This window comes from Aliiruegeria sabulilitoris (genome assembly GCF_001558155.1).
Classification (GTDB): domain Bacteria; phylum Pseudomonadota; class Alphaproteobacteria; order Rhodobacterales; family Rhodobacteraceae; genus Tropicimonas; species Tropicimonas sabulilitoris.
Genome location: NZ_LOAS01000037.1, coordinates 1 through 19,252 on the forward strand (window position 1 = coordinate 1; position 19,252 = coordinate 19,252).

Annotated in this window: 15 protein-coding genes; 14 read left to right on the top strand and 1 reads right to left on the bottom strand. The window is 58.8% G+C overall.

Going from position 1 to position 19,252, the window contains the following annotated elements:
• Window positions 1–295: tyrosine-type recombinase/integrase (locus tag AX756_RS22190; protein WP_499698280.1), on the bottom strand; the 295-nt coding region annotated here is incomplete at its 3' end.
• Between the two features lie 229 nt (window positions 296–524).
• Between AX756_RS22190 and AX756_RS22195 the strand changes: the two genes are divergently transcribed.
• The 14 genes from AX756_RS22195 (at window position 525) to AX756_RS22260 (ending at window position 18,408) form a co-directional block, all read left to right on the top strand.
• Window positions 525–1,286: a recombinase family protein gene (locus AX756_RS22195; RefSeq protein WP_068317301.1), complete on the top strand. Its 762-nt coding sequence runs from the start codon at window positions 525–527 to the stop codon at window positions 1,284–1,286.
• A 1,305-nt stretch (window positions 1,287–2,591) separates the two neighbouring features.
• The gene (locus AX756_RS22200; RefSeq protein ID WP_438938420.1) at window positions 2,592–3,791 is read left to right on the top strand and encodes an ABC transporter substrate-binding protein; all 1,200 of its coding nucleotides are present in this window, start codon (window positions 2,592–2,594) and stop codon (window positions 3,789–3,791) included.
• A gap of 280 nt (window positions 3,792–4,071) precedes the next feature.
• Window positions 4,072–5,052, top strand: a complete 981-nt coding sequence (locus AX756_RS22205; RefSeq protein WP_068317304.1) for a helix-turn-helix domain-containing protein — start codon at window positions 4,072–4,074, stop codon at window positions 5,050–5,052.
• A gap of 240 nt (window positions 5,053–5,292) precedes the next feature.
• On the top strand, window positions 5,293–6,147 hold the full coding sequence (locus AX756_RS22210) for a transporter family protein (protein WP_231701140.1): 855 nt from the start codon (window positions 5,293–5,295) through the stop codon (window positions 6,145–6,147).
• 56 nt (window positions 6,148–6,203) lie between these two features.
• Window positions 6,204–7,751 (top strand): amidohydrolase family protein, encoded by a 1,548-nt coding sequence (locus AX756_RS22215; RefSeq protein ID WP_068317311.1) that lies wholly within the window; start codon window positions 6,204–6,206, stop codon window positions 7,749–7,751.
• Window positions 7,752–7,893: 142 nt separating this feature from the next.
• Window positions 7,894–9,459, top strand: coding sequence for an amidohydrolase family protein (locus tag AX756_RS22220; protein WP_156461622.1), 1,566 nt, complete (start codon window positions 7,894–7,896; stop codon window positions 9,457–9,459).
• Between the two features lie 29 nt (window positions 9,460–9,488).
• Window positions 9,489–10,253: a DUF3299 domain-containing protein gene (locus AX756_RS22225; RefSeq protein ID WP_163886947.1), complete on the top strand. Its 765-nt coding sequence runs from the start codon at window positions 9,489–9,491 to the stop codon at window positions 10,251–10,253.
• The gene (locus AX756_RS22230; protein WP_068317321.1) at window positions 10,250–11,596 is read left to right on the top strand and encodes a metal-dependent hydrolase family protein; all 1,347 of its coding nucleotides are present in this window, start codon (window positions 10,250–10,252) and stop codon (window positions 11,594–11,596) included. The genes AX756_RS22225 and AX756_RS22230 overlap by 4 nt, the downstream gene beginning before the upstream one ends.
• Before the next feature lie 139 nt (window positions 11,597–11,735).
• Window positions 11,736–12,494 (top strand): porin family protein, encoded by a 759-nt coding sequence (locus AX756_RS22235; RefSeq protein ID WP_156461623.1) that lies wholly within the window; start codon window positions 11,736–11,738, stop codon window positions 12,492–12,494.
• 99 nt (window positions 12,495–12,593) lie between these two features.
• Window positions 12,594–13,772: an alpha/beta hydrolase gene (locus AX756_RS22240; RefSeq protein ID WP_156461624.1), complete on the top strand. Its 1,179-nt coding sequence runs from the start codon at window positions 12,594–12,596 to the stop codon at window positions 13,770–13,772.
• A gap of 119 nt (window positions 13,773–13,891) precedes the next feature.
• A complete protein-coding gene (locus tag AX756_RS22245; protein ID WP_231701141.1) occupies window positions 13,892–14,491 on the top strand; it encodes an ATP-binding cassette domain-containing protein in 600 nt (199 codons plus the stop codon).
• Entirely contained in the window at window positions 14,488–15,789 is a 1,302-nt protein-coding gene (locus AX756_RS22250) for an ABC transporter permease (protein WP_231701142.1), read from the top strand. Before AX756_RS22245 ends, AX756_RS22250 begins: the two co-directional genes overlap by 4 nt.
• An 18-nt stretch (window positions 15,790–15,807) precedes the next feature.
• Entirely contained in the window at window positions 15,808–16,461 is a 654-nt protein-coding gene (locus AX756_RS22255) for a DUF3299 domain-containing protein (RefSeq protein WP_068317332.1), read from the top strand.
• A 39-nt stretch (window positions 16,462–16,500) separates the two neighbouring features.
• Window positions 16,501–18,408, top strand: coding sequence for a mechanosensitive ion channel family protein (locus AX756_RS22260; protein WP_068317335.1), 1,908 nt, complete (start codon window positions 16,501–16,503; stop codon window positions 18,406–18,408).
• The last annotated feature ends 844 nt before the right edge of the window (window positions 18,409–19,252 follow it).

The window sequence follows — 19,252 nt, forward strand, 5'->3', positions numbered from 1 at the left end:
CGACATTGGCCGCCATCCATTCGCGCTCGACCGCCTCGGAGAGGATGGAGCGGAGACTGACCATGACCTTGCGGGTGAGGGCCCGGGAAACGCCGTCATCCAGCAGTTCGTCCATGAAATCGCGGATATCGGAGCGCGAGAGATCGGTGAGAAAACGATCACCCATTCTCGGTTCAATATGGATGTGCGCATGGCTGCGATATGCCTTCAGGGTGGCGGCTTCGAGCCCGTTGCGACGGGCGGTCTTGAGCCACGCCTCGCAGGCGTCGCGGACGGTCTTGTCGGTGTATTTCATGCAGTGCTCGCTCAGTTCTGATGCTGAACACATTATAGCAGACGTGGGTCGAACCGTCGGGCTGTTTCCCATTTTTTTCCGTGGGTTGCGTGAGGTGAGCTGGATTTCTTCACCGTTCGAGCACCACCGAGGGTACTGGCGGGACGGATCTGCAGGCAATGCTCGGACCGGCGGGGTTGGGTTCCCTGAGGGGCTTGCCATTGATGTTGTAACAACATAGTTCGTCTCTATGAGCGACGACACAGAGCGCAAGCGTATCCAAGGCCACGTCATCCTCACCCATGGCGCGAAGCCGAAAGGCAGTCTCTACAAGCACGCACCGGCCCGGCAACAGATCCTGAACCTCAAGGCGTTTGCCGATAGGCATGACATCGTGATCTCACGATTGACCACCGACCATAGCCGATCGATCCGGGGGTGGTCTTCATTTCCCGAGCTTGCTCGCGTTCTGGAACTGTATCGTGCGGCCGGCAGCCGGGCAGTCGTCATTGATGATCTCAATCGCTTGTTTCGCGCTCACACAATTGAGCAGAGGCACGACGTGCTCGGCGGGCTCCAGCCTTACCGTCAACACCTTCTCTGTGTTCGGCAGGGATGCCTGCTCGAAAACATCGATCATCACGAGATGCTGGCATTCCTGAAAAGCCCCGACCGGGGGAAGTGGTCGTACGCTCCGCGCAAGAGCCGCCTGGCCGAGGACGATAAACGCGACCAGACCCGCCGGGCGGTGATCGCCTCCCGTAAGGCGCGCAGTGCGGCCGCCGATGCCCGAGGGCGTGAACTTGCCGCCGTCCGCGACGAGATGAATGCAGCGGGCGAGACGCCGACGCCGGCGGCTGTCGCCGAGGAAGCCAATCGGCGCGGTCTTCGTACCGCGAGGAACAACGAGTGGACGGCGACGAGCGTCGCGAGAATGTTGAAGCGGCTGGAGGACAGCGCCGCCGCCGACGGACCCGCGGATAGCACGCCAGAGCGTGTGAGAGACGCGTAGGGCGACGTTCCAGCGGAGGGCATGTTATTTGCGTCAACGACCGATCCGCCCACCAGGGGCGCTCTCACAGCGCCTCAGAGTGGTCCCTTCCGTCGACTTCGGACTGCGCTTGGATTTTCGGCGGGATATCCATAAGCCTATGAATTCAGGTTTAAAATACTGGAATGTCAGTTGTGACTGATCTTCGGATGTGTTGTAATTTTTCTATCGTGCCCGCGCCCAAGAGCATTTGTATACCGACCCAAAAGACCAACGGTGATTCCGGGAACATGACCGGCGCTATGAGGCTGTCGGAGCCGACAGGGTCAAGCCCTGGCGCTTTTGCGCAATAACTTGAAAAGAGATGGAGGCTCTGAGGAGACTCAACCTCCTGCCAGCGATCCGTAGGCGCATAGCGGATGGCTGGTGCTAGCAATGCTTAACCGCGTTTGACCCGAAGGGGTTAGGATGGCGGAGCTAATGCGGGTAAATGGACGCCGCCCGCTGCACCAATGGGCTCAGGTGCTTGGCTCTCATGTTTGCACGCCATACGCAGAACGTATGTTCCATCCCCCGCCAGTTCCTGGGTCGGCCTCATGGCCGATTTGTGTCGATTGACACGCTATAGGGGCTGGCGGGGGATAGACGACTCCGCAGGAGATTGCGGATGCGGAGTCGAAGAAAGACGATATGGAAAGATCAGATCATCTCGGAACAATGTGACCTGATAGATTTGCATTCCAACGACATGAGTCCCTCAGATTTCGACGTTATTCTCGATGCCAATCATCTGTCTCCTTCCGAGTTTCGTCTCGAGCCAGCTAACGCCGTCATCACGATCGGACATCTCAAGAACATTCCCCGAGCATGCCAACCGCCTTCGTACGGATACGCCCGGATATCTTGCTCCACCGAGCCGATCCGTTACACATCAGCGACGTTTGAGGCGCCTATCAACTTATTTGCACGGCTGGCCGGAGGGAGGCCGTCATCTTCATCGGGCTGACACGTCACCTATGCGACGATAACGACCTCCACAAAGTCAGGGCAGGTGACGTTAGCGACCGGGAGCTGCCTCTCACGATGAATACCTCGAATATCAGGTTTCGCGGGTGCCGAGTATCAGCGGCACCCTGAAGAATGTCGTTTACGTTTGAGAACCGGAGGGAACACAATCGGGGTGGAGGGCCGCGCCCGAAACGACCATCGGCTGCGTTGGCCGAGCCGTCCAGTATTGCGAAGAAATCGTGAGTTACGTCCGGTCTGGTCTTGACGATTGTCGATTACTTTTACGATCAATTGAACCAAACGTGTTGTGGAGGCCAAATGCTCGAACCCAAGTCGATCTCAAGAATGGCGGCGACCTTTGGTGTCGTGGCGGCGACAGCAGGCGTTGCGCAACAGGGTGAAGAGATAGGTATCGGCGTTCTGCTCGGGTTCACCGGGCCTATCGAGTCTCTGGCAGCTCCGATGGGAACTGTGGTGAAATTGGTCACCCAGGAGGCAACTGAGAGCGGCGTGTTTCTGGGTGGAGCAAGCGTTACGTCGTATCTTGCCGACACCGCCTGCACGGACAATGCCCTTGCAGTTGCGAGCGCCGAGCGCCTTCTCGCGGCTGGCGTGGCGGGCTTGATTGGCGGCGCCTGCTCTGGTGCGACAGCGGCTGTCCTGAAAAACGTCGCCATTCCAAATGGAATGGTCATGATCTCTCCCGGTGCGAGTTCGCCCAATTTGAGCGTGATGGAAGACAAGGGACTTTTTTTCAGGACTGTGGCGCCGGATGATCGCGAGGGCCAGGTCATGGCCGATGTACTCATCGATCGCGGCATTCGCTCGATTGCGCTTACCTATGCCAATAACGATTACGGCGTCGGGATGTCGGATGCGATCGTGAGCGCCTTTGAGGCTTCGGGTGGCGAGGTCACGATCAACGCGGCCCATGAAGATGGCAAGGCGGACTACTCGGCAGATGTCGCGGTACTTGCCGCTGCGGGCGGCGAGGTTCTGGTCGTCGCAGGCTATATTGATCAGGGCGGTCTTGGCATCGTGCGAACGGCATTGGACCTTGGAGCATTCGACACGTTCGGCCTGCCGAGTACCATGGTGGGGCAGAGCCTTGTCGAGAGCGTCGGGCCCGGACTCGAGGGGTCCTTCGGGCAGGTCGCAGGCAACGAGAGCCAGGGCTTGGCCATGCTGGCGGAACGAGCCGGCGACGAAGTTGATGGAACGCTTCCTTACGTGGCCGAAGTCTATGATGCGACGGCTCTGATGATCCTTGCGATGCAGGCCGCGGATTCCGCGGATCCGGCGCGCTACGGCCCGAAGATCTGGGACGTTGCGAATGCACCAGGCGTGAAGATTTTCCCAGGTGAGTTGGCGAGGGGCCTGAAACTGCTCGCCGAGGGGGTGGAGATTGACTACGTCGGCGGCTCAGAGGTCGAGCTGATCGGTCCCGGGGAAAGCGCTGGCTCATTCAGGGAAGTCGAAGTTCGGGATGGTTCTTTTGTGACGATCGGATACCGCTGAAGAAAGCGGCTGCGGAGTTGGTGAAGGTCGTCGGTGTCGGTTTATCTGCCGAAAAAGGGCGGATGGCCTATTCAGGCTTGGTTAGTAAGAAGCACGGTCGTGGGCCTTTGGCACTGCCGCCCTCGGTTTCAGCAGCTCGATGAAGCCCATCGTAGGACGCTCTTCGATCGGTTATTCTGATCCGACATGGAAGATGCGACACTACGGGCTACTTGAGCTATGAGGAAGGCCGTGCCCCAATTGGCGCGAAGGGGGCGCACTGAGAAGGGAGGTTCTCGGAATGAATGTGATAGATTCTCGAACGGATAGAACCTCACAGGTTATTCAGGCGCGGGTCTTCGAACCTCTTGCCAAGGCGTCTCCGGTATTGGAAGCCCACCAGACTCAGCTTGGGATTGGCCCTTACAAGATTGACGCAGTTGTCGGCCGCGCACAGGAGACCTGGCTCATCAGGAATCGTGTCGACCCTCTCAGCGTCGGCCATGTTGTTCCCGACCCGAACCTGCTTGCTTTCGTGGTGCCGGTCGCCTGGCGTGGCGAATATCTTTGCAACGGCATTTCCGCTTCGGCTTCGACCCTGTACATCGCTTCCGGTCCGGACGGATATTCGACGCGGGGCGCCGGGCGCGACTACTTCACTATCGGGCTGAGCAGAGACCGATTTGTCAGGTCGCTGGCCGCGCTTGAGGGCGTGGAGCCTGGCGAAATCCATCTCCACGATGGCGCCTTGTACCTGCCGCCTTTGTCGATGATCCGAATGCGGCGTATCCTGGGCGCCTGCCTTGCGGAGCTGTCGGCCGGTTCGGGCTGCCACCACAACCGACAGGCCGCCATCGCCGAATGCCTGTATGACGTCATGTTGGAAGCTTACCTGGCTGGCACACCTCTTACGAGTATGCGGGTTCCGCTCGCAAAGAGCTATGAACGGATTGTGAGAACCGCCGAGGAGCACTTCATGGAGGCTGAGGGAGCGCCGCTGTCACTGGCAGATCTGTGCAGGGCCACAGGCGTGGGACGCACGGTTTTCTACGAAGCCTTCAATTCGGTCTACGGGACCTCGCCGCTTAATTATTTCAAGAAACGACGTCTGATGCAGGCCCGAACGGCGCTTGCGACGTCCCGACCCGACGAAACCAAAGTCAAGGAAGTCGCCCTCTCGCTTGGACTGACTCACTTGGGTCGGTTTTCAACCGAGTACAGAAACCTCTTCGGAGAAACACCTTCGGTCACACTCAGTTCTCCAGACTGGAGCCGTTCGTAGGCACTTCTCATCCCAGCCCGAAGCTGGACGCTTTGGAGTGCACATCCCCCCAATCTGACCATCCACGACAATGGTTTGGCATGCATCGAACCGCGATGCAGAGAAAAGACGGAAGATTCGGATAGTGTAATTTCTTCCCGTTTTCTGACGGTTGCTTAAACCTTGGAAGCGTCGACAACAGGGCGTCGCTGATGTGTCACGAAATTCAATAGTTTGAATGGGTTGCGCACAGAGCCCCGAATGGTCGGCGATCAAGGGATTTGTACCGCGGGGAACATTATGAAGAGAGCAACCCACAGGCAGTCGAAACTTTCATCGCTGGCTTCGCTGTCGTGCGCATTTGCAATGACATCAACCGTTGCATTTGCGGATGCCGATCTTGCCAAGCAGCTTTCGAACCCGGTGGCGAGCCTGATCAGCGTCCCGTTCCAGTTCAATTACGACGACGGCATCGGCCCGAACGACACGTCGCGCAAGACGCTGCTGATCCAGCCCGTCTTTCCATTCGATATCGGAGAGAACTGGAACCTCATTTCGCGGACAATCATTCCCCTCGTCGACATCGAGGCTCCAGCGCCCGGGCTCGACGATATTTCGGGGCTGGGAGACATCGAGCAGTCGTTTTTCTTCTCCCCCAAGCAGCCTGTTGGCGGGTGGATCCTTGGCTTCGGTCCGATCGCCCTGCTGCCAACGGCAACCGATGAAGCGCTTTCCAGCAAGCAGTTCGGCCTTGGTCCGACCGCCGTTGCGCTTCGGCAGGTTAACGGTTGGACGTTCGGCGGGCTGATCAATCATATCTGGGGCATCAACGAACCGGATGATCGCGAGCAGTACAACACGACCTTCGTGCAGCCCTTCCTGACATATACGACGCCGGATGCGTGGACCTTCTCGTTGAACACGGAATCCACTTACGAATGGAACGCCGAGGAATGGAGTGTTCCGGTCAATGCCGGCGTCAGCAAGCTCGTAACCTTTGGCAAGCAACCAATCAGCTTCCAGCTCGCAGGCCGGCGCTATCTCGATGTCGGTGGAAACGAGAACGGTCCCGATTGGGGTGCGCGTTTCAACGTGACTTTCCTTTTCCCGAAATAGACCGGCGGAGACACCTCCGGCGATCCCAAATTACCTGTTAGTGGAGACTTTTCAGTATGAGCAAGAATTCCACCGCTCTCCTGCTTCTCGCATCCCTTGCCCTGCCCACTGGGGCCCGTGCGCAATCCTTTGACCTTGTCATCGCCGGCGGTCGAGTGATGGACCCCGAAACCGGCTTCGATGCCGTTGCCAATGTTGGCATCAACAATGGCTTCATCACCGAGATCACCGACCAGGAAATCGCAGGCGCGCGGGTGATCGACGCCACCGGCCACGTGGTCGCGCCCGGGTTCATCGACTACCACAGCCACGCGCAGTCGGAGTTCGGGCACAAGCTCTATGTACGGGACGGCGTGACCACTCCGCTGGACCTCGAGGTGGGCGCGTTCCCGGTCAAGAACTTCTATGAATATTGGGACGGCAAGTCCTTCGTGAACTACGGGACCAACGTTGCGCATGTCGGCGCGCGTGTGGCGGTGCTCGACGGGCAGGAACCGGACGGACGTGTTCTCTACAGCCCGGCCCTCGGGGCAGCCATGCAGGACGGCGCGAAGTTCAAGACGAAGACCTTCGATCCGCTTGATGAGGGCGCAATCATCGAGGCGATCGAAACGGAGCTGAAGCAAGGTGGGATCGGAATTGCCTATCCCATCGGGTACTACACCGTTGTTGGCAGCCCGGAACTCATGGGCGTTACCAGCTTGGCTGCCAAATACGATGTGCCAATCACCACGCATGTCCGGTATCTGGCCCAAATCCCGCCCAGCGGCTTCATGGGCATCACGGAGATGCTGACCATTGCCCGCGAAAACGATGTGGCCATGCTGATGCACCACATCCCCAGCAACTGTCTCGGGTTGACGAAACAATGCCTGGACCTGATCGACTCGGCCCGGGCCAACGGCCAGAAGGTGGTTGGCGAGTTCTACCCCTATCAATATGCCGGCACCTATGTGGATGCCGATTACAATGCGCCGGGTTTCGAAGCGCGGATGGGCATTCAGGCTTCGGACTACAAGCTTGCGGCGACAGGCGAGCCGCTGACGAACGAGGAATTCGATCGTCTGCGCAAGGAGGCGCCCGGAACCGATCTGCTGATGTACACCATGAAGCAGGAATACATCGACGAAGCCTTCGCCCGGCCGGGCGTGATCGTCGGATCGGACGGGATGCCGTGGATTATCACTGACGATGACGGGAACAAGCTTGGCTTTACCGCAACGTTCGACACGCCCTACGGCAAGGCGAACGGACACGCCCGCGGCGCAGGAACCCACGCGAAGATCCTGCGCATGGTGCGTGAGGAAGGGACGGTCTCGTTGATGGATGCCATCTCCAAGATGAGCTACGAGCCGGCCTTGTTCCTTGAAGACCATGTGCCCCAAATGAAGATCCGCGGGCGCGTTCAGGAGGGCTCGGCCGCCGACATCACGATCTTCGATCCCGAGACGGTGACCGATAACTCGACCCCCAAGATCGGCGAGAACTCTCTGCCCTCGACCGGCATTCCCTATGTCGTCGTGAATGGTCAGGTCGTGGTGGACGACTCGGTCGTGCAGAACATTCCAGCGGGAGTTGCCATCCGGAATGCGCTCGCAAACTGAAAAAGTTGGCTGAAACACCTTCTCCCTGGTCGAGCATTGGCTTGGCCAGGGATCTCGCGTTTTTCGACAGGGAGAAAAGATCTTGGTTAAACAAAGCTCAGCAACCGCGCTTGCAACTCTTTTTGCTTTGTCCGTTTCTTCAATGGCCATTGCACAGGACTACGATCTCGTCATCACCGGCGGACGGGTCATGGACCCGGAGACGCTCTACGACGACATCGCCAATGTCGGGATCACGGACGGCCGGATTGTCGAGATCTCGAAGGACGCGCTGACCGGTGCGGACGAGATCAACGCCACGGGCCACGTCGTCGCGCCCGGCTTCATCGATACTCATTTCCACTGGCAGGCACCGATCGGCTACAGGTTCGGGCTGCATGACGGGCTGACCAGCAGCATGGACCTGGAGATGGGCTGCGCTGCAAACCTCATCCCGGAATGGTATGCCGCGCGCGAAGGCGTTACGCAGGCCAACTACGGATGCGCGGCGAGCCACGAGATCGCGCGTTCTATCGCCATCGACGGGGCCAGCGGGGACAACCTGCTGCGCGGCCCGATTGCTGTTCTGGAAACCCGCAAGCAATCGGGCTGGAGCCAGACCAAGGCAGATTATGACACTGGCAACGAGATTCTGCGCATCCTCGACAAGGGCTTGCAGGACGGCGCGGTCGGGATCGGCAGCACGCTGGGCTACATGCGCAACAGTGTTACCTCGCGCGAGATGTTCGAGGTTCAGAAGGTCGCCGCCCGCTACGGCCGGCACACCGGCGTCCACACGCGCTTCACCCCGGACAATGCAACCAACGAGAATGTGGGCGCGCAGGAGGCTTTGGCCAACGGTCTCGCGCTAGACGCGCCGGTTTCGATCCTGCACTTCAACAATCCCGGCTACCGTTTGACGCATGAATTGCTGACACGTCTTTCCGAACAGGGTCACAACGTCTGGGGCGAGGTCTATCCCTACTCGGCTGGGGCGACCACGGTGAATGCGGTCTTCATGCAGCCTGAAAACTGGGTGGACAGGCTTGGCCATAGATACGAGGACACGGTGCAGGACCCCATCACCGGTGACTTCTACACGACGGCATCTTTCGAGGAGGCGCTGAAAGATGATCCGACCCGCGAGATCATCCTCTTCAAGATGCCCGAGGAGGACTCGGTGCGCTGGCTGACGCTGCGTGGCACGACAATGGCAAGTGACGCGATGGCAGCGACACCGCTCTTTGGCGCATGGGATACGCCGTCCGATCAGATCGGCAACACTCATCCGCGCACCTCGGGCGCACGTGCCAAGGCGATCCGGCTCGCCCGAGAGAACGACATTCCGCTGATGCAGATCATGTCGATCCTCAGCTACAACGCCGCCAAACACCTGGGCGACACCGGGCTAAAGGCCATGCAGGAACGTGGTCGGCTGCAGGAAGGGATGGTCGCCGATATCGTCGTGTTCGACCCAGAAACGGTGACGGATAACTCGACCTATGCCGAAGGGCTGGTGCCGTCCACCGGGTTCAAGGCGGTTGTCGTCAACGGTACCGTCGCAGTGCGGGACGACGAGTTGCTCAGCGTCTTTCCGGGCCAGCCGATACGCTTCGAGCCCGAGGCCGCGCCGCGCTTCGAGCCTGTAAGCGAGGAGGCGTGGAATCTCGAGTTTTCCACCGGTATGCCCGACATCGCCCCCGGCCTGCCGCCCGAGGGCGGCAATTGAGCCGCCGCGGGGGCGGACAAGGGATGCGCATGATCCTCGCGATCGCCATGGCCCTCTCCGCGGGGACGGCCGGGTTTGCAGCGGAGCCGGCCACGGTTGACTTCAACGATCTGGCGGACCCCGCGGCCCGCGCCTTCGTCGATCCCTATCTGGAGATGGGGCCGGAGCGGCTGAACGACCTCAGGACTGTCGTCCGGCTCGGCGCGCGGCTTGCGGAGGCGGAGTTGTCCCCGGAGGACAGGCAGCGCCTCGAAGTGCGCCGCTCGGACGCCGAAGCGGCGCTCGCCGTTTCTGGCTTCGATATCGCGGCGCTTCTGGCGCAGCGTTGGACCGTCGCCCAAAAACGTCGGGAGGCGCAGATCGCCACGAACCCGTTGCTCGAAGGTGCCGCAGTGCGCCTCGAAGGGTACCTGATCCCGGCCGGAACTGGCCCGGACGGCAGGGGGATCGGTTATCTCGTGCCGGTGGTCGGGATGTGCAGCCATATCCCCGCGCCGCCGCCCAACGAACTGGTACGGCTGTACTTCGAGCCCGAAAGAGGCACGGGTTCAATCTATCTGCCCGTCAGCGTGACCGGAACGCTCCGCGCCGAGGCGAGCGACGAGACCATCCATCTTCTCGACGGAATGGTGCGCATGCAGAGCCTTTGGCGGCTGGACGCGGATACCCTCGTTGCCGAAGGGCCCGTTCCCACGGCCCGCAATACGATTGTCGCTCAAGATCCCCTCGAAGCCCTCCCGGCGGAAGAAATCAATCAAACCCGTTCATCAAGCATAGGAGCAAGAAAGAAATGAAATTCTGGAACGGAACAGCATCCCTGGTTACCGTAGCGGCAATCTTTTCCGGCGCAGCCCAGGCACAGGAAGGCACGTCTGACGGACCGATCCTGTTCACCAACGTAGACGTTTTCGATGGCGTCAACGAAGCCCTCATCGAGGACGTCAACGTCGTCGTCACCGACAACGTGATCACTCAGATATCGTCCGAAGAGCTTTCGGTTGCCGGCGGCATGGTGATCGATGGTGAGGGCCACACGCTGATGCCCGGACTGATCGACTCGCACACGCATCTTATGTTTTCCGGCATCACTTTTCCGGAAGTTCTGTTCCAGCGATCGGGCTACGGGATGATCCAAGGTGTTGTGATCGCAGAACAAACGCTGATGAACGGGGTTACGACTGTTCGTGATATGGCTGGAGACGTGTTTGACCTGAAGCGGGCGATCGATGAAGGCACGGTCCCCGGCCCGCGGGTCTATCCCTCCGGTGCCATGATTTCGCAGACCAGCGGGCACGCCGATTTCCGTCTGCCCGTCGAACCCAACCCGACCATAACCGGAACGATGACAGTTCCCGGCCAGAAGGGCGCGGGATTGGTCGTCGACGGTGTGCCGCTCATGCTCGCCGCAACGCGTGAGCAGCTTCGCCTTGGCGCCTCGCAGGTCAAACTCGCGGTCAGCGGCTCGGTCAGCGGCATCAACGATCCGCTCGACACGACGCAGTTCACTTTGGAGGAAATCCAAGCGGCGGTGGCGGCCGCAGAGAACTGGGGCACCTACATTACCGTGCATGGATACAACACCCGCGCCGTCAACCAAGCCATCGACGGCGGGGTCAAGTCGATTGAGCATGGCCAACTTCTCGACGCAGCCACGCTTCAACGCATGTCGGACGAAGGGGTCTGGCTCAGCATCCAGCCATTCACATTGTGCAATGAACCCGGGCTGACCCCGGAGCAGAACGCCAAGCAGGCAATTGTCTGCGAGGGAACCGGCAAGGTCTACGAGGCGATCAAGTCGTTGCCCGACCTGAAGGTCGTGCACGGAACCGACATCTTCATCAGCCCGGGGAAGGGAATTGGCGTCAGTGAAGAAGTTGAGCAAATGGAGCGCCTTCTGGACTGGTTCACACCGTATGAGATCCTGAAGATGTCCACCGGCAATGCGACGGAACTGCTGCAACTGTCCGGGCCGCGCAATCCGTATCCCGGCGTTATCGGCCGGGTCGAACAGGATGCGCTGGCGGATCTGCTGCTGGTCGAAGGCAACCCGCTGGAGAGCCTCGATGCGGTTACCGACCGGGACAACATCAAGATCATCATGAAGGACGGCGTGATCTACAAGAACACGCTGAACTAAGCCTCTGGCGGGCGACAAGCCGACAGATCCTTGTCCGTCGCCCGCCCACCAAATCCTGTCGCTGGCTGCAAGTGCCGCGTGACGTTTGCCACATGCCGGGACCCGACAGACCGACGAGACAATTCGAAAGGAACGGATCATGAGTTTCAACACTTCGCGTCGAACCTCGGCACTTGCAGCCATCGCGTTAATGGCTGCGCCGGTGAGCGCTTCGGCGCAGGACGCGATATCGGACAGCTGGCAATGGGGCGCCGAGCTCTATTTCTGGGGCGCTTCCCTTGGCGGCGATACGACCACCGGCGCCGATATCGACATGGGGATCGACAAGATCATCGAGGATCTGAATTTCGGCCTCATGGGAACAGTTGCAGCGCAGAAGAACCGTTGGACGGTCTTCGGCGACTTCATCTATCTCGACGTGGAAGACACAGGAAGCACGACTGTAGACGTGCTGGGCTTTGATGTGGACATCGACGGAAAGGTAGACCTTCGCGGCTTCATCAGTACCGCCGGTGTAGGGTATCGGGTTTACGATGGGCCGGGAACCCAACTCGATCTCACCGGCGGGCTCCGTTACCTCTGGCTCGAGTCCACGATCGAACTCAAGGCCCTTGGTCTGGACGTGAGCGAAAAAGACTCCGGCACCAATATCGATGGGGTCGTGGGTTTCCGAGGTCAATCGGACATCAACGAGAACTGGTATCTTTCCTACTATGGCGATGTCGGAACCGGTGAGAGCGATCTGACCTGGCAGGCCGCCGCGGCGATCAACTACCGGTTCGAAAAGGTCGATGTCGTCCTTGGTTATCGGTACCTCGACTGGGAGTTTGACGACTTCGGCCCCTTCGACGACCTGAACCTTTCGGGCGCCTTCCTGGGGGTGAAGTTCAGATTCTGACACTTCTCCTGATAAGACATGCAGGGCGCCTCGAAAGGGGCGCCTACGTTACTCGCCCTGTCCAAGGATTCGTTGTAGCCTCACGCTAGCCTGATCTTCGTGGCTGTATTTTTTGAAAAGGCTGACATACCGTTGAAGCTCTTCTTCCCCCGGCTTATCAGTGCTCTCCTGACACTCGTCTTCCTTGCGAGTTGCGGCGGACCACCCAACGCAATCATCGGCATTGGCGACGCCGAGCGTCCGGAAGCAACCAGCGCGGTCCGGTCTCACGATATCTATGTCCTCACCACGCGGGCACCTGCGTCGGATAGTGCGATCATGTATTCCGGTGTGCGGGGAGGCGGTCTTTCGAAATCAAGGGTGACGGTAACGATCCCTCCGAACCACGCGCCGGGCCAGATCGAACGCCCGAAGCGCCTGCCGCCTGACCCAGAGCGCAACTTCACGATCGTCGAGCCGCAGACTTACGCGCGGGACTCCGACTTCGTCTCAGCTGTGAACAGTGCACTGCGCGCCCGTCCACCGTCAGAGCGCTCGATCCTGGTATTCGTGCACGGCTTCAACACGGACTTCACCTCCGCTGTCTTGCGCATGGGGCAACTGGTGGAAGATACCGGCTTCAAGGGTGTTCCCGTGCTCTTTTCCTGGGCGTCACATGGAAAGCTCCTCGACTATGTCTATGACTTGAACAGCGCCCTGTCGGCTCGCGACGAATTGCTTGAAGCCGACAAGATCATCCTGCGGACGGAGGCGCGGGCGTACAACATCGTTGCCCACTCCATGGGGAACCTTTTGACCGTGGAGGCCCTGAAACAAGCCAAACTGATAAACAAGTTCAATACGTCCGGAACGTTGAACAACGTGATCCTTGCATCTGCCGATATCGACGTTGATGTCTTCGTCGACCAGATTTCGGTCTTCGAGCCTGACGAGCGAAAGTTCTATTTGTTGATCTCGGCGGATGACAAGGCACTTGCAGCCTCCCGTTTGATCGCTGGAGGCGTAAATCGAGTCGGTGATGAGGATGCGGAGAAACTCGCAAAGCTTGGTGTGACCGTGATTGACCTCAGCGAGGTGAGCGATACCAGCAGCATCAACCATACGAAGTTCGCGGATTCTCCCGAAGTGGTACAGTTGATGGGACGGCAGATCATGTCAAATGGTGGCCTGTCGACAGGCTCGTCCGGCGGCTCGTCCATCACGAATGCCCTCGTCGGACTCGGTAATGCGGTGACAACGACCGTCGCCGGCGCCGGCAGCGTTATCGTCATTCCTTGAAACATGCCGGAGTTGCGGAAATGGTGAGCAGTAGCTCCAAGCTTGTCCTGCGGATCTCGGACCTTGCCTACCAGTGGCCCGGTGCCGCCAAACCCGTCCTTCGGGTTCAGGACCTTGGAATGACCAATGAAGAACGGGTGTTTCTTCGAGGGGCGAGTGGATCTGGGAAATCGACCCTGTTGGCCGCAATCGCAGGCGTCGTCGACGTGCCGGCGGGGAGTATCGCCGTTGCCGGTACGGACGTCGGGCAGCTCAAGAGCGGCGCGCGGGATCGGTTTCGCGTCGATCATGTCGGATTGATCTTCCAGATGTTCAACCTGATCCCATGGCAATCGGCATTGGAAAACGTGCTGATGCCCTGCCGCTTCTCGCAACGCCGTCGTGAGCGGGCGGGTGCAGATCCGAAGCTATCCGCTCTACGATTGCTCGACGAACTCGGATTGTCAGACCCTACCCTGGTTTCCGCGCCAGCCATGTCATTGAGCGTTGGCCAGCAGCAGAGGGTAGCGGCGGCACGCGCGCTCATCGGGGCGCCTGACCTGATACTGGCAGACGAACCAACGTCAGCGCTCGACGAAGACGCAAAGACATCCTTTCTGGACCTGTTGAAACGAGAATGCGCATCGGTGGGATCTGCCTTACTTTTCGTGAGCCATGATCGGTCGCTGGAAGAGGGCTTCGATCGCGTGTTGGATATTACCGAGGTCAACAACGTATGATGACCTCGCTTTCCCTGGCTGTTGGAAGCCTATGGAACCGACGTTTCGTGGCGGCGCTCACCGTTCTTGCGATCGCGCTCAGTGTATTTCTGGTGATCGGCGTCGAGCGTTTGCGTGTTTCCGCGAAGGAGAGTTTCGCAAACTCGGCTTCGGGCATCGATCTGATTGTGGCGTCGCGCGGCAATCCGGTGCAGGTCCTCATGGCGACGGTCTTTGGGGTGGGTTCGACTGGACCGGGCATCGACTGGGACAGCTACGAGATGGTCGAGGCCCTGCCGCAAGTTGCGTGGGCGGTTCCGATTGCGATGGGCGACAACCACCGCGGCTATCCGGTTGTAGGCACAACGCCAGAATATTTTGAGCATTTCAGACATAGCAACGGAAGATCACTCGCTTTCACATCGGGTCATTCCTTCTCGGAAGAAGACGACGCCGTTATCGGAGCAGAGATCGCCACGCGTTTCGGCTATGAGATTGGCACGACTGTCGTCAATGCACATGGCGCGGGCGAGGTAGCCTTCGACCTGCACGACGAGGCCCCCTTTGTCGTCACGGGAATTCTTATGCCGACGGGCACGACCGTGGATCGCATGGTTTTCGTGTCGCTGGAGGGGTTCGATCAACTGCACGCCGAAAAAACCACCAGTGTCGATCCGTTCGCGCAGGAAACACGCGCAAATGCCGATCCCGTCGAGGACGCGACAGACGGGGTTGAGGCCGACCATCACGATCACGCCCATGAACCTGACAAGATCAACGCAATCTATGTCGGGTTGGCCGATCGCGGCGCGGTCCTTTCCATCCAAAGAGCCATTTCGGAATATCCCGCTGAACCTCTCAGCGCCGTGCTTCCAGCCATGGCGTTGATTGAACTCTGGTCGATCACCGGCGCAGCAGAGCAGGCTATTGTGTTGATGGCATCGGCTGTCGCCTTGGCTGGCATCGTGGCGATGGTCGTCATGCTTTCGGCCTCGTTGGAGGTGCGCCGACGTGAATTTGCGATCCTGCGCTCCGTTGGAGCCACGCCCTTGCGCATCTTCTCTCTCATCGTTCTCGAAGCGGGGCTCGTGACGGTGGCGGGCCTGCTACTGGGATTGGTTTTGCTCGGAGCTCTGACTGCAATCTTGGAGCCGGTGCTACTTAGCCGGTTTGGGCTCCAGGTCGACGCAAGTGCATCTCTGTTGCGTGAAAGCTGGTTGTTGCTTGCAATCTTGATGGCCGGACTGGCCGCCAGCTTTGTGCCCGCCATCCGGGTCTATCGAATGACATTGGCCGATGGTCTATCCTTCAGGCTTTAACCCATGGGAGACGTGTCCATGAATATAGTTCCACGTGCTATTTCAGTTAGCATTCTCGCAATCCTTGTCAGTGCGTCGACGAGCCTCGGAGCGGCACTTCAGATCGGTTGGGACGACCTCGCTCCCCCGCCAACAACGTACGAAAATCCTTTCGCGGACCTGACAAATGAGCAACTCGATGACCTGAGAACCGTTCTTCGCGCGCAATCCTTCGCAGAGAATGAACTCCCGGATCAATTGCAGACAAGCGCCGAAGCTGCTCGCCTGCGCCTGGAGGAACAGGACCTGGACATTGATTGGCTGTTCGAACAGCGCCAAATTATCATGGAGAAGCGACGTGATGAGGCGGTTTCGACGCGCCGGGATATGATCGGATCGGAAATCCGGATGCCAGGTTATCTGCTTCCGCTCGATCTGAAAGATGGTCGCGCTGTCGAATTCCTTCTTGTTCCCACAGTGGGGGCTTGCATCCATACGCCGCCGCCACCGGCGAACCAGATGGTGCATGTCCGCTATCCCGCCGGGGTCGAGGTTGCGGGCCTTTACACGCCGATCTGGATCAGCGGTACACTTTCGTCGAACCTTTCGGAACAGACCGTCCGGTATTCCGACGGCGAGGCCCGGATCGAGGTCAGCTACGCGATGACTGCTGATCTTGTCGAGCCATTCTGATGCGCCATTCTCTATCGGATGCCCGAAGATGAGACCGCAATGTCGCATTTGATCCGCATTGTGACTTTGGCACTGGCGATTATCGGCCTGATTGCAACTGTGACGGCCACCCTTTCGGGGTCTACACTGAAGAGTGCTCGGTCCTTCGAAGCGGATCTACCGGCTGTACGAACCGAGTCGCCAAAGCGGACCTTGGCGACATTCGCCGCTCTAAAGGCGTTATTGGAAGAATCGTTCGAGCGGTACCAGAACGCACGCACGGGCGAGGAATTCGATCGTGTCGTTTCACTTTCCGATGAACTGACGTCCCTCATCGACCTGTCTGACCAACCAGACGCCGTCAAAAAGCGCAATGGCTTGTTGACAGCAATGGTACTTCTGGACGTCTGGGACATTATCCCGCCAGTAGATCTCGATACCGTACCAGACAAATCTGCCATGATCGGCGATGGGCTTGGGACATACGTTGTTCCGGACACGCCCATTCGCCTGTCGCGCATTGATGAAGGTGAGCGCGCCGGCGAGTACTTGTTCGACGAAATAACGATACGAACCGCTCCCCGGTTTCTGGCCGGACTGGAAAGCGAAACGACCGCTGAAGCTGGAGTGAACTGGAGCGCCGAACTCGAGCAATTCGCCGGGCCGTGGTTGCCTGCCAGTTGGATCGGGGCGATCCCCCCATCATTCCTGCAGGATATCTGGGGCACACCACTCTGGAAGGTTATTCTTTCGGTGGTCGCAGGCTTCCTTCTGTTCGTGGTCGCGGCGCTTGTCAGCGCTGCGCTACCCGTTGCGCGGCATGGCAACCTGTTGCCCCCGGTTTCCAAGCTGATCTACTGCGCGTCGATCCTGCCAGTCCTTGTCTTCTTTCACTACCTCCTGACGCGACAGATCAACGTCACCGGCAGATTCGCCGATGGGGCGAACGCTTTGTTGGCTGTCATCTGGTTTGGAACGCTTGCGGCCGTTTTCTGGAATGCAATCCTGGCCTGCGCGGCGGCAATATGGTCTTCGCGAACTGGTTCTGGTGATGATGCGGGGGACAGTCTTGGTCAGATGCTCGCCCATCTGATCGCTCTCGTTGGTGCGGTGTGGATCATCGCCTATGGCTTGCAATCCCTCGGATTTCCCGCGCTCAGCGTATTGGCAGGGCTCGGCATTGGCGGATTGGCAGGTGCCTTGGCAATTCGACCGACACTCGAGAACCTGATCGGTGGCTTTGTGCTATATATCGACAAACCGATCCGGGTCGGAGACTGGTGCGAGTTTGGACCTTACAGTGGGATCGTCGAAAAGATCGGTGTCCGTTCCACCAATGTACGCGCTATGGATCGCACCATAATTTCGATTCCGAACGCTCAATTCGTAAATATGGAGCTGATCAATTGGGCTCGCTGCGATCAGATGCTGATCAATCCCACCATCGGGCTGATCTACGATACGAGTTCGGATCAGCTGAGGTATGTTCTGGCCGAGGCGCGCAGAATGGCAATCGCTCATCCCAGGATCGACAGCGATACCGTCCGGATCCGCTTTGCTGGTTATGGCGAATCCTCTTTGGACATTGATGTCAGAGTCTATGCGCAGGCGACAGAATGGAACGATTTCTTTGCCATTCGGGAAGATTTCCTCCTACGCCTGAAGGATATCGTTGAGGGCGCGGGTACGTCTTTCGCTTTCCCGTCTCGCACACTCTACGTCTCTCGGGACACTCCCCGTGATCCGCAGAAAACAGTCGATGCAGAAGATGCAGTCGATGAATGGCGCCGAAGCAAGGAATTGCCATTTCCGTGGTTTTCATCGGTGGAACGAGAGAAGATGAACAACAGCCTGCGGTACCCTCCGCACGGTTCGCCCGACGGCATCCCGGATGAGGTCGAAACAACCTCGGGCAGCGAACCGCTTTCGACACAAACCGGAAATCAGACGCCTCTTTCAAGCGATTGAAAAAGGTCGTTATGACGATCCTCTGGGATGCCTATCCCAAGCCGGTTGTTGCCGGATAATCACCCCACAGTACGAGGTGTGATCTGCCGCGAACTACCCGTCCACCGCCCGGAAATATCATTGCAGCTCGACGGTATCGCCTGCGCCTAGCGCGATCATGGTCCGCAGCCGAGGAACCGTAGCGCCGAAGAAACAATCGCAGGAGTTCTCGTCGAAGGAGTCCCTGATTTCCATCGAACCGTTCAGCTCCAGCCGCCCACGCAGCGGTGGGGTTGACCGTGTAGAGGAGCGTTGCGCCGAAGAGGAAGGTACTCCGTAAGGCCCAAATATTCGGTGGAATGTGAACCAGGCTTCGGTCCCAAACGCAGTTAAAGACCGTTCTCTGTCCAAAATGTATAGGGGTAAGTTTGCGCTACGCCTGATACGAACGGTCGAGCAAAGCTGGCTCCGGTCCTTTGCATCGTTGTGTGGGACCATTTTACAGTATGGGTTACTCCCGTCGTACTCCCGCAGAAAATGCATAGCTTCGCACTTGATCGGTGCTTGAATATCATGAGAACAGCACCGCGTGTCTAAACTATCTGAAGCGGCTTCTGAAAGTGGTGCCCGGGGGCGGAATCGAACCACCGACACGAGGATTTTCAATCCATCGGGAAAGGGAAGGGGGCGTTCTCCGGATTTTATCGGGATTCACGAGTGCGCCGACTGGTTAGCGCGCCCTAAGGTCAATCGCTGTCGATCGAGGAAATTACTTGATGTAGTTACAACATAAAATGATCGTTCGAGTGCTGCGTATTTCTGATCCCGGCTCGGGTGCCTTTGAAGGCGTATGCGAGACCGACCC

Coding starts and splice junctions, on each gene's coding strand:
- AX756_RS22195 (WP_068317301.1), top strand. CDS start 525: ATGAGCGACGACACAGAGCGCAAGCGTATCCAAGGCCACGTCATCCTC.
- AX756_RS22200 (WP_438938420.1), top strand. CDS start 2,592: ATGCTCGAACCCAAGTCGATCTCAAGAATGGCGGCGACCTTTGGTGTC.
- AX756_RS22205 (WP_068317304.1), top strand. CDS start 4,072: ATGAATGTGATAGATTCTCGAACGGATAGAACCTCACAGGTTATTCAG.
- AX756_RS22210 (WP_231701140.1), top strand. CDS start 5,293: ATGGTCGGCGATCAAGGGATTTGTACCGCGGGGAACATTATGAAGAGA.
- AX756_RS22215 (WP_068317311.1), top strand. CDS start 6,204: ATGAGCAAGAATTCCACCGCTCTCCTGCTTCTCGCATCCCTTGCCCTG.
- AX756_RS22220 (WP_156461622.1), top strand. CDS start 7,894: ATGGCCATTGCACAGGACTACGATCTCGTCATCACCGGCGGACGGGTC.
- AX756_RS22225 (WP_163886947.1), top strand. CDS start 9,489: ATGATCCTCGCGATCGCCATGGCCCTCTCCGCGGGGACGGCCGGGTTT.
- AX756_RS22230 (WP_068317321.1), top strand. CDS start 10,250: ATGAAATTCTGGAACGGAACAGCATCCCTGGTTACCGTAGCGGCAATC.
- AX756_RS22235 (WP_156461623.1), top strand. CDS start 11,736: ATGAGTTTCAACACTTCGCGTCGAACCTCGGCACTTGCAGCCATCGCG.
- AX756_RS22245 (WP_231701141.1), top strand. CDS start 13,892: ATGACCAATGAAGAACGGGTGTTTCTTCGAGGGGCGAGTGGATCTGGG.
- AX756_RS22250 (WP_231701142.1), top strand. CDS start 14,488: ATGATGACCTCGCTTTCCCTGGCTGTTGGAAGCCTATGGAACCGACGT.
- AX756_RS22255 (WP_068317332.1), top strand. CDS start 15,808: ATGAATATAGTTCCACGTGCTATTTCAGTTAGCATTCTCGCAATCCTT.
- AX756_RS22260 (WP_068317335.1), top strand. CDS start 16,501: ATGTCGCATTTGATCCGCATTGTGACTTTGGCACTGGCGATTATCGGC.